At 64.8% G+C, this 13,902-nt stretch carries 10 protein-coding genes; 1 reads left to right on the top strand and 9 read right to left on the bottom strand.

All coding sequences use genetic code 11. The annotated features are described in order from the left end of the window. Nucleotides 1-151 precede the first annotated feature (151 nt). From ACIQK7_RS06775 to ACIQK7_RS06755, 5 genes are all read right to left on the bottom strand, one after another. Nucleotides 152-562, bottom strand: a complete 411-nt coding sequence (locus ACIQK7_RS06775) for an acyl-CoA thioesterase (protein WP_403022490.1) — start codon at nucleotides 560-562, stop codon at nucleotides 152-154. After that, nucleotides 562-1,137 carry a serine O-acetyltransferase EpsC gene (gene epsC / locus ACIQK7_RS06770; protein WP_403022487.1) on the bottom strand — a complete coding sequence of 192 codons (576 nt, stop codon included), beginning with the start codon at nucleotides 1,135-1,137 and terminating at the stop codon, nucleotides 562-564. The genes ACIQK7_RS06775 and epsC overlap by 1 nt, the downstream gene beginning before the upstream one ends. Nucleotides 1,138-1,382: 245 nt before the next feature. After that, nucleotides 1,383-2,318, bottom strand: coding sequence for a cysteine synthase A (cysK, locus tag ACIQK7_RS06765; protein ID WP_403022485.1), 936 nt, complete (start codon nucleotides 2,316-2,318; stop codon nucleotides 1,383-1,385). 30 nt (nucleotides 2,319-2,348) lie between these two features. Then, a complete protein-coding gene (locus tag ACIQK7_RS06760; protein ID WP_403022483.1) occupies nucleotides 2,349-3,116 on the bottom strand; it encodes an IPT/TIG domain-containing protein in 768 nt (255 codons plus the stop codon). A gap of 246 nt (nucleotides 3,117-3,362) precedes the next feature. Next, nucleotides 3,363-7,403, bottom strand: a complete 4,041-nt coding sequence (locus ACIQK7_RS06755; protein ID WP_403022481.1) for an ExeM/NucH family extracellular endonuclease — start codon at nucleotides 7,401-7,403, stop codon at nucleotides 3,363-3,365. Nucleotides 7,404-7,677: 274 nt separating this feature from the next. On the opposite strand from ACIQK7_RS06755, the gene ACIQK7_RS06750 reads away from it, so the two are divergent. After that, a complete protein-coding gene (locus ACIQK7_RS06750; protein WP_403024003.1) occupies nucleotides 7,678-7,968 on the top strand; it encodes a hypothetical protein in 291 nt (96 codons plus the stop codon). Between the two features lie 13 nt (nucleotides 7,969-7,981). Here the strand turns inward: ACIQK7_RS06750 and ACIQK7_RS06745 are convergent, their stop codons facing one another. From ACIQK7_RS06745 to ACIQK7_RS06730, 4 genes are all read right to left on the bottom strand, one after another. Further along, nucleotides 7,982-8,482 carry a VanZ family protein gene (locus ACIQK7_RS06745; RefSeq protein ID WP_403024000.1) on the bottom strand — a complete coding sequence of 167 codons (501 nt, stop codon included), beginning with the start codon at nucleotides 8,480-8,482 and terminating at the stop codon, nucleotides 7,982-7,984. Then, on the bottom strand, nucleotides 8,482-10,335 hold the full coding sequence (locus ACIQK7_RS06740; RefSeq protein WP_403022479.1) for a DUF4012 domain-containing protein: 1,854 nt from the start codon (nucleotides 10,333-10,335) through the stop codon (nucleotides 8,482-8,484). Before ACIQK7_RS06740 ends, ACIQK7_RS06745 begins: the two co-directional genes overlap by 1 nt. Nucleotides 10,336-10,568: 233 nt before the next feature. Next, nucleotides 10,569-12,566, bottom strand: coding sequence for an O-antigen ligase family protein (locus tag ACIQK7_RS06735; RefSeq protein WP_403022477.1), 1,998 nt, complete (start codon nucleotides 12,564-12,566; stop codon nucleotides 10,569-10,571). A gap of 59 nt (nucleotides 12,567-12,625) precedes the next feature. Next, complete coding sequence (locus ACIQK7_RS06730; protein ID WP_403022476.1) at nucleotides 12,626-13,894, bottom strand: lipopolysaccharide biosynthesis protein; 1,269 nt, start codon at nucleotides 13,892-13,894, stop codon at nucleotides 12,626-12,628. Between the last annotated feature and the right edge of the window lie 8 nt (nucleotides 13,895-13,902).

Genomic DNA, 13,902 nt, shown 5'->3' with positions numbered 1-13,902 from the left:
CTGAGCGCCGTGGGGCTGGCGCTGCGCGCTGTCGCCCCGCTCGCCGAGGAAGCTGGTGTCGAGGCCGCTGGCGCTACAGTTTCCTTCGCACGCGACAGCAAACCCCGCAGCGCGGGAAGGAAACTGTAGCGGCGGAGCCGGATGCGGGCGCCTACGCTGGCTCGGCCTGCCAGAGAGCGAGGTAGGCGCGCTCGGCGTCGGCGAGCGGGCGGCTGGAGCCCGCGGCATCCATCACCACCATCGTCGTGCGCGACTCGACGGCCACGTGCCCGTTCTGCGTCGCGGTGAAGAGCATCTCGTAGGACTTGGTGCCGATGCGGCCGATCGTGACAGTGACGTCGAAGTCGGGGCCGCACTCCACCTGGCGGCGGTAGTCGATCGTGAGGGACGCCACGATCTGGCCCCGCTCGAAGGTGTCGATTCCGTCGTTGGCGACCGCGCTGCGACGCCACGCCAGCCGGGACTCCTCCAGGAGCGTCGCGATGCGGGCGTGATTGACGTGGCCGTTGAGGTCAAGGTCAGACCAGCGGATGGGCACGGTGATGGTGAACGTCCGGGGCATCAGATGGAGTAACTTCCGCTGTCGTCGAAGAACTGCGCGTCGAACTCATGCACCGGCTTGGGGGTCTTGGGCACGGCGGGGCTGCCGACGAGCACCGTGCGGGGTGGGGCATCCGTCAACACGACGGAATGCGCGCCGACGACGCATCCGTCGCCCAAGGTGACGGGCCCCAGTACGGCGGCGCCCGCCCCCACCGTGACGTTGTTGCCGAGCGTCGGATGCCGCTTCGCCCGCTTCGAGGACCGCCCTCCGAGCGTGACCCCGTGATAGAGCATGACGTCGTCGCCGATCTCCGCCGTCTCGCCGATCACCACGCCCATGCCGTGGTCGATGAAGAAGCGGCGGCCGATCGTCGCACCCGGGTGGATCTCGACGCCCGTGAGGAAGCGGGCGAGCTGCGACACCGCGCGGCCCAGGAAGTAGCGGCGCCAGCGCCACAGGCGGTTCGCGATGCGGTACCACCAGATGGCGTGCACGCCCGAGTAGAGCCAGAACACCTCCGCGTTGCTGCGGGCGGCGGGGTCGCGCAGGCGGGCGGCCGCGAGGTCTTCGCGGATGCGGGAGAAGACGCTCACGCGGCGGTCCTCGCCTCTGACGTGCCTCCACTTGCCCAGATCTGGGGTCTTTCGCAGGCGGGAAGGCCCGAACTGGGCAACTCACCCATGAGGTGCCCGAATGAGGGCACTTCTCGCGGGACAGGCCTGCTGTCCCGCCGACAAGCAGCCACGGCGGCGGCGGATGCCACGGCTTGGGTTCGCGCGAAAGGCCGGGCCCGCAACATCCGGGGCCCGGCCTCGCGCATGACGCCTGGTGTCGGCACTTAGTCCTGCAGGTGTTCGAAGAGCACGGTGGAGAGGTAGCGCTCCCCGAAGTCGGGGACCACGACGACGATGGTCTTGCCGGCGTTCTCGGGGCGCTTGGCGACCTGCACGGCGGCGCTGACGGCGGCACCGGAGGAGATGCCCACGAAGATGCCTTCTTCGGCGGCGAGGCGGCGGGCGAAGTCGAGCGACTCGTCGAGGGTCACGTCGATGACCTCGTCGTAGACCTCGCGGTTGAGCACCTCGGGCACGAAGTTGGCGCCGAGGCCCTGGATCTTGTGGGGGCCGGCCTTGCCCTCCGTGAGCAGCGGCGAGTCGACCGGCTCGACGGCGACGACCTTCAGCTCGGGCTTGCGCTCCTTGAGCAGGCCGCCGGCGCCCGTGATGGTGCCGCCCGTGCCGATGCCGGAGATGAGGATGTCGATGCCGCCGTCGGTGTCGGCCCAGATCTCCTCACCGGTGGTCTTGCGGTGGATCTCCGCGTTGGCCTGGTTGCCGAACTGGTCGGCCCACACCGCGTTGGGCGTGTTGGCGACGATCTCCTGCGCCTTGGCGACGGCGCCCTTCATGCCCTCGGAGCCGGGGGTGAGCACGATCTCGGCACCGAAGGCGCGGATGACGCCGCGGCGCTCCTTCGACATGGTCTCCGGCATGGTGATGATGACCTTGTAGCCGCGCGCCGCGCCCACCATGGCGAGGGCGATGCCGGTGTTGCCGCTCGTGCCCTCGACGATGGTGCCGCCCGGCTTGAGGGCTCCGGATGCCTCGGCCGCGTCGATGATCGCAGCGCCGATGCGGTCCTTCACGCTGTTGGCCGGGTTGTAGAACTCGAGCTTGGCGAGCACGGTCGCTTCCGCGCCATACGTCACCCGGTTGAGGCGCACGAGCGGTGTGTTGCCGATGAGGTCGGTGACGTTGTCGTAGATGCGTGCCATGTGAGCTGCTTCCGTCGAGGGGAGGGGACGCTACACACCATAACTTTGCATGCTGCGCAGCGGCAAAAGGTTACGGACGGACACCGTTGCCGAACCCCCACTCCGCAAGAACCGAATCGCGAGCCGAAGGCGGATGCGATCCGTTGCGAACGCAATCGCGCTAGCGGCTACTCGCTGCGCGAGCGGCGCACCGCCACCCGGCTGCACATACGAGAAGGGCGCGGTCGACGAGCCATACGGGCCCTCCGCGACGACATCGACCGTGCCGACCGCGCCGGGGGGCGAGAACACGACGATCTGTGTGGAACTCACGAGCGTGAAGTCGGCGATCTCGACACCGCCGAAGTAGACCGCCGTCACTCCGGCGAGATTCGCCCCCTCGATCGTCACCGCTGTGCCACCCGCCACCGGACCCTCCGCAGGCGAAAGCGCCCAGATGATCGGGTTGCTTGTGTAGCGGTAGCCATCCGGCAGCTCACTCACTCCACAGGCGCCCGCCCCTGAGACCGCAACGTCGACCGTGCCACTCGCACCGGGCGGGACAGTGGCCGTGACCGTCGTGTCACTCACTACCGCGAACGCGGGTGCAGGAACACCGCCGAACGACACCTCCGTCGCCCCCGCGAAGCAATCACCCGTGATCGTCACGGTATTACCGCCCGCCACCGGGCCCACATCGGGAGACACGGCATCCACCGCCGCTGCAGCCGGAGCGGCCGCACCAAACATCAGCAGGGCGGCGGCACCCAACGTTGCTGCACCCTTCAGAAGGCCAGATGACAGTTCACGTGTAGCCATGGCTCTCGACTCCTCATTGAGCGGAACCCCGTGGCAGTCCGAAAACGCCGTCGCGCGAGTGTCGTCACGTTACCCACGCTGCGGCACCGATACAAGGGTTTGCGCCCGAATGACTGCAGCACCGTGACCCGGCGATGGCCGGCCTCCCTATGGGGAGACCGGCCACTGCCGGGTTCTATGCGGCTGGGTTTCGATACGCTGCGCTGTTCAACCCGCGAGAACGCTGCGCTACCCAAGCCGTGCGGGTCAGCCGAAGAGCCACTCCAGGAGGTCAGCGAGCTCGGCGAGCGCGTCTTCGATCGCTGCCGCGATGGCTCCGAAGAATCCGCGCGGTGCGGGCTTCACCTCTCGCTCAGCCGAAGTGGCTGAGCCGTCGCTGTAGCCCTCCGCGCTGGCCGTGACGGTGACGCTCAGGTCGCTGCCGGCATCCGCCGCCACGATCCGGTAGCGCTCACTCGTCGCGCCCTCGATGGGTTCGCCGTCGCGGTTCCACTGGTAGCTGAACTCGACACCGGGCACGCTCCAGCGACCCTCGTTGACGCTGACCGTCTTGCCGACTCGCACAGCACCCGTGATGCGGGGCTCCTTGAGCGACTCGATGGCCTCCTCGGCGGGGTCGTCCGCGAGCTCGATCGGCACCGCGATGCTCGTGCCGGTCTGCGGCACCGACACCACGAGCGACTGGGCTCCCGAGAGTCCGGCCGGGATCGTGACGGTGACGGATGCCCTGCCCTGCTCGTCGGTCGTGTCGACGATCGTCGGGTCGATGGGAGCGGTGGCGAGCACCTCGCCGTCGAGCGACACCTCGACCGTGGCATCCGCGGGCCCACCCTGGCTGAAGATCAGGGAGCTCAGGTCGAGGGTGACCTGATCGCCGGCCGCGTAGGGGCCGGGGGCGGAGAAGGTGACGCCGATGGCGCGCTGCTCGTAGTCGACGCCGATGACCTCGTTCTGCTCGAAGTAGTCGACCATGGCCTGCAGGTCGATGCGACCCGAGTCGGCGGGGCTGGCACCTTCGGCGAGGGTGGCGAAGTTGTCGCCGCCCGCCGCGAGGAAGGAGTTCGCCACGACCCGGTAGCTGGCAGCCGGATCGAGCGGCTCACCGTTGAGGGTGATCGACGTGATGCGCTCACCCTGCGCGGCCGTGGGGTCGTAGGTGTAGGCGAGCCCCGCGGAGACACCGAGCTTGAGGAATGGACGCGCCGCGCCCTCCGGCTGCCACTGCTCCTCGAGCACCGCTTCGATCTGCTCCCCCGTGAGGGTCAGCGTCGTCAGGGTGTTGGCGAAGGGCTGCACGGCGGCGGCCTCCGCGTAGGTGACGTTGCCGTCGGGGTCGCCCTCGCCGCTCGACTCGTAGACGAGGTCGGCGCGCAGGCCGCCCGGGTTCATGAAGGCGATCTCGGCACCCAGTTCGCTCGCGGCCCACAGCTGCACGTCGGCGACGAAGTTGCCGAGGGTGGACTCGCCGCCCCGGTTCTCGGAACCGGTCGACTGCACTGCGCGGGTCAGCGACTCCTCGATCTGCCCCACGCTGACCGAGCCGAGTTCGTCGGCGATGGCCTCAGCCTCGGCGACGATCGCCGCAACCTCGGGGTCGGGCTCGAAGCCGGTGAGCGGCAGCACCTCGGCACTGAACTCGACGATCTCGCCCGTCTCCGGGTCGACCGTGAGGTCGAAGTGGCCGAAGTTCTCGCCGTACTGGCCGGAGCCGACGACGAGACGCGGGCGGTCCATGCCCTCGACCTCGACCTCGTGGTCGTAGACGAGGTGCGTGTGGCCGGCGACGATGGCGTCGACCTCGGGGCTGAGCTCGGTGACGATCTGACCGAAGTCCGAGTCATCCGTCGACGCAGCGATGTCGGCCGAAGCCGCACCCTCGTGCACAAGGAGCACCAGCACGTCGGCCTCGCCGTTGGCGTCATCGCCATCCGTGAGTTCGCCGGCGACCCGGTTGACCTCACTGATGATGGGACGCACCTCAAGGGTGTCGATGCCGTCGGGGCTCACGAGCTCCGGCAAGTCTTCCGTCATGGCGCCGATGTAGCCGACACGCACGCCGTCGAACTCCTGCACGAAGAACTCCTCGTAGGCGGGCTCGCCCGTCGCGGTGTCGTAGAGGTTCGCCGCGAGGTAGGGCCAGTCGACCGCGGGGAGCACCCGGTCGTCGACGTCGGCGCGACCCTGGTCGAACTCGTGGTTGCCGAGCGCGCTCGCGTCGAGACCGATCTCATTGAGCACATCGATCGTCGGCTGGTCCTGCTGGATGAAGGAGTCGAAGGTGGAGGCACCGATCGAGTCGCCGCCACTCACGAACGACGTGTTCGGGTTCGCGGCGCGGTAGGCATTCACCATTCCACCGAGCTGAGCCGCGGCGCCGAGTCGGCCGTGGAAGTCGCTGATCGAGAGGATGTCGATCTCGACGGGGGCGAGCTCAGCGCTGAGGCCCACGACGATGGGGTCGTGGTCGCTCGAGCGATAGACCGTGCCCGCCTCGGCCGCGCCAAAGGAGTAGCCGCGGTCGGACCACTCGGGAGAGTTGATCGACCAGACGCCCGCACCCGTCACATACTCCGCGAGCGACGGGGTGGCGAGGATGTGGTCGAGCGAGCCGAGTTCGCCATCGAAGGTATAGGTGTACTGCCCGACGGTGCGCGCTGCGACGAGGTCGACATAGCCGGCACTCGTGAGCACCTGGATGGGGTCTTCTTCCGTGTAAGCGTTGAAGTCGCCGATCAGGAAGACGTCTTCGGACTTCTCCGGGTCGGCCGCGATGCCGTCGACGATCGCCGCGAGACGCTCCGACATCGCCACGCGCTCCGCATTGAACTGGCCCTGCCCATCGGCGGGCTCCTCACCGTCTCCGCCCTTCGACTTGAAGTGGTTCGCGATGACCGTGAAGACCTTGTCGGTGCCGACCGACTCGAAGGTCTGCGCGACCGGCTTGCGTGCAATGTCCCACACGGGGTCGAGGTCGGTGAAGGAGTCACCGACCGGCGTTACCGCGGCCGGCTGGTAGATGATCGCGTTGGAGATGAAGTCGGTGATCGCAGGGTCTGCAAGCGCTGCGGGCGTGCGCACGTAGTCCCAGGTTCCCGCGCCGGCAGCGGCGTTCAGCCCGTCGACCAGGTCGGCGAGCGCCTCATCGAGCGGCTCGCCCAGCTTGACCGAGTTCTCGATCTCCTGCAGTGCCACGACCTCGGCGCCGAGCCCGTTGATCGCCGCGACGATCTTGCCCTTCTGGATCTCGAAGGCTTCGGCCGTGCTGGCGCCGCGGGCATCCGAGTTCTCGGAGCGCAGCGTCGTGAAGTAGTTGTAGACGTTGAAGCTGCCTACCTGGAAGTCGCCGCCGACCTCGGGCGCTGTCGCCGGGCGCGGGTTGTTCGTCGTGAAGGTGGGCTTCACCTCAGCCGGGCTCGCGTCGGTCAGCGGCGTCGTCGGCTGGAGGCGCCAGTCGTCGAAACCATAGGAGAGGATGAACGGCGTCGTGAAGTCGACGGCGTCGCCGTTACGCACCACCTCGTTGGCCGTGAAGTAGGGCTGGTCGCCCGGGTGCGAGTTGTTGTTGACCTGGATGCTGTAGCCGTCGTCAAGCAGGATGCGGTTGGCCCTGTTGGCGGCGGCGATCGCGTCTGCGGCGGGGCCGGCATCCGTCGTCTCGGTGCTCTTGACGGCGAGGTCGCCGACATTGAGCCAGAGCGTGCCGAAGTTGTAGAGCTGGTGGCTCGAGCTGACGAGGTAGTCGCCCGTTGGTGCGACGAGCTGGCTCTCATAGGCCTCGCGCGCGTCGCCGACCACCGTGTCGGCAAGCGGCGCCGCCTCGGGCACGCCGACGGCCTGCTCGACGAGTTCTGTTGCGGCGGCGGCGGTCGCGCTGACCTGGGTGAGCCCGAAGTACTCGCTGACAGGGCCCGTCACCCGCACAAGGTCGCCGATCGCGACAGCCGGGTTCGCGTTGGAGAGGAAGACGAAGATGCCGTCGGAGACGCCGGGCGTGGCATCCGTCGCCCCGCCGGAGCCCTGGGTCTGGATGACCATGCCGCGGTAGCCGGATGCGCCGCGATAGTCGGCCGTGACGACGCCCTCGACCGTGACCGTCTGGCCGACGAGTGGGCTGCTCGCGCCCGCGCCCTGCACGTCGGCGATCGAGTGCGTGACCTCGGCGGCGGTGGCGCTCGTCGCGCCCAAGCCGGAGAAGAGGAGCGTGAGAGCACTGGCGGATGCGAGGGCCGCGAGCCGGCCCCTCCGTGCTGAGCGATGCGTGGGGGCCGAATCGGCGGGCTTCTGCATGGGTATGCGTCTCCAAGTCACGCGCGTCCCAGCGGTGCGACGCGCAAGCTCACTCCCCCGTCTGGGGGTTCCCCGAGTGGGGGACAAGGCGACGCTAACGCAGGCCGCCGACACGGACAAGTGCTCATATGTTGCGTCACGGAGAGTTCACCCGGACGACATGTCGGGGCGGGGAACCGGCCCTCGTCGCGCCGAGGCGCGGTAGCCTCGGCTGGTGCCCCTCAACCCCGACTGGATAGAACACCGGCGCGGCGATCGCGAGCGGCTCGGCTGGATGCGACCCGAAGGTGAGGGGTTCGTCGCCGTGGACCTCCTGGGGCGTGAGATCACCGGCCCAGTCGACTGGTTCACTGCCGAGGAAACGCTGGACGCGATGGGCATCGGCTACCTCGCCGAGCCTTACGAGCTGCAGCTCGACGACGGTCGATGGCTGCGCGTGCGGATCACGGAAGTCTCCACCGAAGCGATCCGCGTCAAGCGCGAAGACTGGGGAGCGATCGACGTGCCGCTGGTCGAGTACATGCTCGAGTTCCCGATGCCGGAGAGGTTGCGGCGCCTGAGCTAGACGAGGTGTGTCTTTAATGTCCGCTGCGCGCGCGCTGCTCGAACTCGAGCCTGTCCCGTTCTACCAAGCGGTCTCTATGCGCCACGAGCAGACGGAACACCACGGCGATCGTGGCGCCGATAAGGAAACCGGTCGAGTTGGAGATCAGGTCGCGTATCTCAGGGTAACGATCAGGCAGAAACTGTCGCTGCGCGAGTTCGATGAAACCGGAAAACATCGTCCCCAAGAACAACAGCGTCCACCAATACCGGGCGCTGATGAGCATCGCAGCAAAGATCCCTAAGGGCACGAACATCAGGATGTTCCCGATGAACTCGATCGTTAGGAAGTCAACGCTCATGAAGAGCCCGCGGGCGTGAAGCGAGTCGAGCACGCGGTCGACGACGCGCGAGACGAATCCCGAACCGGGCATGCGCGGCGTCAAGGTGATCACCAGAACCAGCCCGGTGTAGAGCACAAGCGCGGCGAGGGTCAGGCGACGCCTGAAACGTGATGCCCGCGGCCCCTCGTCCATCAAGCAGCTGGGACGGAAGCGCAGTCCAGCGGCGCTTCCGCGATGGGGGTTGCGTGGACCATAGGAGTGACCAAGGCTTCGAGCTTCTTTTCGCCCGGCTCTGCAGCTACGACGTCAAAGGTCAAGGTCGCCCATGCCGCCGGGTCGATGGTCACGGTCAGCTTACCCACCGGGTAGTCGGTGTCGTGGTGCGGGGCGAGCTCCACCGGCTGGCCGTTGACCGTGGCACCCGTGATCGTGGAACCCGGCGGGGCGTACAGGAATACCTGCATCCTCTGCTGTCCTTTTCGAAGCCCTTCGGCCTTCCACTGGCCAGCAATCGAAGGTGAGATTCCGCGCGCCTCCTCTGGCGTGAGAGTGCTGGCGAGGTCGATACTGACTCGATAGTTCGCCCGCCCGTCATCCCGGCACGCGCCCGTACTGAGGGTGACGGCCTGGTTCAGGTAGTAGTTGAGCTTTGAGCCCACGTTGTCGTTGAAGTAGACACCGATGCGCTCTGTTGCCTCATCGCTCACGGGGAGTTCTCCGTTGAGGCCGAACGAGGCGATGGTGGCCTGCTCGTTCTCGTGTGCGCTCCAGTACATGACGCGGCGCTCCTCCCAACCCTGCATCAGCGCGCTCACCAGCTGGATAGGGTCGAGTGCACCTCCGGTGAGTGCGCCGAACGTCGCGCCAACCGCTTCGCCGTAGACCACGTCCTGGGCGGCATTGTCGGCGACATTGTCGCCCGTGTTGAAACGCTGGTAGAGCTGGTTGAGCAGAAGCGGGACAACGGTCTCGCTCGATAGCACATCGCCGGTTGAGAGCGTGATCGGCCCGGTCGCCCTCAGCATGTAGCCAAGTGCAACGGGATCGATAGAGATCACACCATCTATGGCGTAGCCGCGGTCACGAATCCAGGTTGCCTGCGTAATCTCGGCCGCCGAGGTGAAGCTCGGGCGGATCGTAGAGTTGGCGATGAACGCGCCGAACGCACCAGGCCCGTACAGCGCCTCCACGCCGGGCGGGATCGGCACTACGTTGCCGCCCCCGACAAGGAAGTTCTCGAACCCTGCGGGAACGGTATCTGTCAGCTGAATTCGCCCCTGATCCATGTTGATGACCGCGAATGACAGCGCGGTGCCGCCGAGCGGCCGGACCTCCGCCGGGTTCTGGAACATGATCACGTAGTTGCGCGGTGCCTCAGACCCGAGGGTCGGTGCAAGCAGAGGCACGAGAGTGTTCGCAGTCGTCAGCAGAGGGTCAATCTGCGCCAGCATCTCCGAGACTTTCGAATGCGCCACGACTATTTGCGCGACCGATCCTTCTGTCTCTATGGCGTCAACAAGGGGAGCCGCCATGTCCAGGCCGTGGCGCGCCTCCGCGACGGCCGGGACCGCATCGATGAAAGGCTGGATGTCGATGGCGCCATCCTTTGGTGCCAAGCTCGAGGGGTCCAGGCTTCCGGCAACACCCACGAGGGGTGCTGCCACGTCGCTCAGTATGAACTGCACGGCACCGGAAAGCTCACGGACTGCACTCAGATTGACGCCGACGCCCGGGATTTTCTCCGCGATCTGCCAAACGGGGTCACTGCTCGCCTCGACCGCGTGGTCGATGTGTTCGGATACCTCGTCGAACGTCATAAGGGCAGCATCGATGTCGAATGCAGATGCCTGAGACGCGAGAACACTGATCTTGCTTTGGGCAGCTTCCAGCTCGTCCTTCGCCTGGAGCACCTTCAGGCCCAACCAGACGGCGAGACCCAACGCGACAATCAGTACCGCGACTAGGGACCAAAACCACCAAGTGCGAAACACGCGGCGCCTTCTCGAGCGGGCACGCAAGTTACGTCGGGTCAGCGTCTCGGGCATCCAACAATTCAACCACGCGTCATGCAGGCATATTCGCGGCTCGGCCCGCTAAGCGCAAGGGATCTGTGGCTACCGTTGCCGGTTCACCATGGATGTATTCTTAGCCTCGAGCACCTTGCCAGCTCCATCGGGGTCGAAGATCGCGTCGGACGCATCCGGGCCGGTAGCCAGAGCGGGCAATTTTAACGGATAGACGGTGTCATGGAGGTTACGAGCAGTCGGAGGTGACAGTGTCAATCGCTGGCCCGAATCGACCCTGTTGGTGAACTGGACGGCGATGCGGGGTGCGAAATGGGTGCCGCCACAGGGGTGACTGAACTTATCGAACGAACGTTCCACAGTCGAACTATCGCGACTGTGGTCATCCAGACCATGATCAGTCGGGTTCGCACGACCAGGCGAACTCGTCGACGAGACTTAGGCGTGAGATTATTCTCGTGAATCGTCCGCCGGAGGCTAGGCGCCTCCAAATGACGCATTGAGCGTGCGACATTTCCCGCAATCGCAATCCAATGATCATGAGCCTCCACCCCGGCAGGAAACGGCAAGATCAAGTCCAATCCATCACGTCGGAATGCCATCGCACAGCCAAAGTAGGGGGCTCTACCCAAATAGATCTGGGCCAGGTTTCGAGCTCTGCGAAACGAGTCCACCTCGCGCAGCGCGGGAACGTTGACATTGTTCTCCCCGCTCAGCTGCCAGTTCGTTGCGACAAAGGCTGCCTGAGATAAACCAGACTTCATGGCATTCACACGACCCGGGATCCACACGTCGTCTTGGTCAGAAAGAAAAATAAAGCGTCCGCGCGCGTGCACCAGTGCGCGCTCAAACGTCCTGACATGACCCTGGTTTTGCATTGAGGTGAGGAGCCGAATGCGACTGTCTCGGATTCGACGGACTACCTCAACTGTGTCGTCTTTTGAAGCATCGTCCACAATTATGAGCTCATCACGTGGGCCGAGTTGCTTCAGGATCGACGAGATTTGGACTCCGACATGCGCGGACCCGTTGTAAGTGGCCATGCAGACGCTGATTTCAGGAGCGGACCCGCCGGTACTACCGAAGTTGAAAGACTCGTCTGCTTGCGGGCCGGTTCTTGCGATCACTGGGAAGGACAAGAGCAAGAGCCACGAGATGGTGGCTGTTGGGCCCCCAAACCCAAAAAGGGACGCCTCAGTCATCTCGACGAGGAGCACAGTCACGACCACGCCGAAGAGCGGCAGGTCGTGACGCGCAGCCATTCTCACGCTAGGCCAGCAAATTGCTGCAATAACACCAACAAATAGCAGAAAGCCCACGAGCCCGAGTTCGACGAGCACAGACAAATAGATGTTGTGTGCATTCAATGTCTTGGAATCCGGCAAGAGTTCCACCGTGCGATAGCCGAGTCCAAGGACAGGATGCGAAAGCCAAAGCTCGACGACCCTTCCCCAGATCTCAAATCGCCCTGAACTGAAATCCGAACCCTGATCGCTACGGTCGAAGAACGCACCGTACCCGAAGAACCAGTCCCAACGGGCGAGAAGTAGCCCTACCGCGAGCACGGCGAGCCCTACTAGAGGCGGCCACACGAGCCTCCAGGGCAAGGAAACCGCAATAGCAACGACTAGCCCAGCTGCGGCAGCAACCAACACCCCGCGAGAACCCGTGGCTACGATCGTCACAAGCGCCACGAGAGCTATTACCACGTACAGGGAGACAAAGATCCGATTCTGGGCGCGTCGAGAGGCCCACACCGCCATTGGGATCGCGCAGGCTGCACTACTCGCGGTGTAGTTTGGATTGGGAAAAACTCCTTGGAACTGCAGATGCTCGCCGGTCGCAGCCGAGGAGCTGACGGTGTACAGCAGCGCGCCCGCGATCATCGCGGCGAAGAGCATCCAAAGTACAAACTTGAGATCAGAATTGAGTACGTCTCGACGCCGCCAGCGCATCTCCACCGTCGTGGTGAGGAAGAGACAGATGAACGCGAAAACCAAACCCATTGCTATTGTCTGCGCCCGGTGCTCGCTCCACAGTGTTGAAGCCAGCGTCCATATGGTGAGCAGAACGAGAGAGACGCTCAGCCATGTCCAGCGAAATCGGGGACCCGACAGGACATTACCGAGAATCGCCAGTCCCAGCGGACCGAACTGAACTAGGTACCATCCCCATTCTGGAACCGCCGTCAACGGCGCAAGCTGAATCTTCGGATTGATGTGCAGAAGAGTGACAACGAACGACACCACCACTGCCGGTCGCCAGATTCCTGTAAGTCCAGAGGTGACGGATTCGGAGCGCGTCTCCCTGCTCAATGGACGAAACACTTGATCCCCACCCTCTTGTACAACAAGATACTGCACGCCAGCGAGTAAGCAATCGAAACCAGCATGAAGGCGCCAGCCACCGCGCTAGCGCCCCCGAAAGCAGCCGCGATGATCATCGCAGGAATTCCTACAGCGAGCGATCCCATGACAAGACTCATCGACTGGCGCTCAAGCCCGGCGATAGCCATGATCGGATTTACTTGTCCCAGTGAGGCGATGACCGCGTGCCCGATCGCGAACACGACCAGCGCCGTTGAGGCTTCTTCGAAGCCCGCCCCGAACAACCGGACAAGTTGCTCACTCAGCACAATCATAAGGCTTGCCACAACGACGCTCGCGATAGTGGCTTGGCGACTGGCAAGCCGGAGTTGTTGGGAGACAGCGAGCGAATCGTTTAACTCCAGACCCCGCGCAACTCGCGGGATCAGGTAAGTGGTTTGGAGCGCCGGAATCAGTGCGATCAGGTTTCCGAAACGGGCAGCGGCGTTGAAGACGCCCGCCTCGCGGGGGCTCGAAGCGATTCCTACAGCGAAAAGCGGCGTCGACGCAAGCGCGAAAAAGAGAACCGACGAACCCATCATCGTCAGCATTGACATCGACTCGGTGCGTTGAATCACGGACCTGTCGTACGGCATGCCTGACTGCCAGCGCGCGGCGCCACGCACCCAGACTCGCGAGATTAACCCTGTCGCGACTGACGAACACACATATGCGATCGAGACGAAGATCGGACTCAAGTCGGTAAAAGCGGACGCGACAAGGACTACCACGATCGTGAGTCCCTGCGTGAGTCCCGTTTCGGCAAACGCTCCCCGCGAGACGCGCTCAGCAGACCGCAGGACGACGGAGTTGAGAATGGCGAACGAGGCGAACGGAATGGAGATTGCGAGCATCGCAAGGTGCAATCCGAAATCGGATCCGGTCACCCACCACGTGCTCAGTCCGGCTCCGGTCATGGCTAGAGCAGCGACGGCGGTCCCCCAAGCGCAGCGTCGCCTCAGCGCCTTGAGGATATCGCCCGCCCGACGAACCTCCGCCGAATGGAGCAAGCGCGGAAGCACTTTTACTGCGTAATTTTCGGTACCTAGCCGCCCCAACATCCCAGCAAAGTTCACGAGAGTGAACGCTAAGAAAAACTCCCCGGATGCGCTCGCCCCAAACAGTCGCGCAACAACGACGGCCAACAATAGGTTGAGCCCCAGCGTGATGGCCCGCGCGAGGAGAGGGCCTCTTGCCATCAGCGCGCGAATCATGACTTGCT

This window comes from Salinibacterium sp. GXW1014 (assembly GCF_044769865.1).
Classification (GTDB): Bacteria; Actinomycetota; Actinomycetes; order Actinomycetales; family Microbacteriaceae; genus Homoserinimonas.
This window is presented reverse-complemented; position numbering and strand designations above follow the sequence as displayed.

Coding starts and splice junctions, on each gene's coding strand:
- ACIQK7_RS06760 (WP_403022483.1), bottom strand. CDS start 3,116: ATGGCTACACGTGAACTGTCATCTGGCCTTCTGAAGGGTGCAGCAACG.
- ACIQK7_RS06750 (WP_403024003.1), top strand. CDS start 7,678: ATGCGACCCGAAGGTGAGGGGTTCGTCGCCGTGGACCTCCTGGGGCGT.
- ACIQK7_RS06745 (WP_403024000.1), bottom strand. CDS start 8,482: ATGGACGAGGGGCCGCGGGCATCACGTTTCAGGCGTCGCCTGACCCTC.
- cysK (WP_403022485.1), bottom strand. CDS start 2,318: ATGGCACGCATCTACGACAACGTCACCGACCTCATCGGCAACACACCG.
- ACIQK7_RS06775 (WP_403022490.1), bottom strand. CDS start 562: ATGCCCCGGACGTTCACCATCACCGTGCCCATCCGCTGGTCTGACCTT.
- ACIQK7_RS06740 (WP_403022479.1), bottom strand. CDS start 10,335: ATGCCCGAGACGCTGACCCGACGTAACTTGCGTGCCCGCTCGAGAAGG.
- ACIQK7_RS06730 (WP_403022476.1), bottom strand. CDS start 13,894: ATGATTCGCGCGCTGATGGCAAGAGGCCCTCTCCTCGCGCGGGCCATC.
- ACIQK7_RS06755 (WP_403022481.1), bottom strand. CDS start 7,403: ATGCAGAAGCCCGCCGATTCGGCCCCCACGCATCGCTCAGCACGGAGG.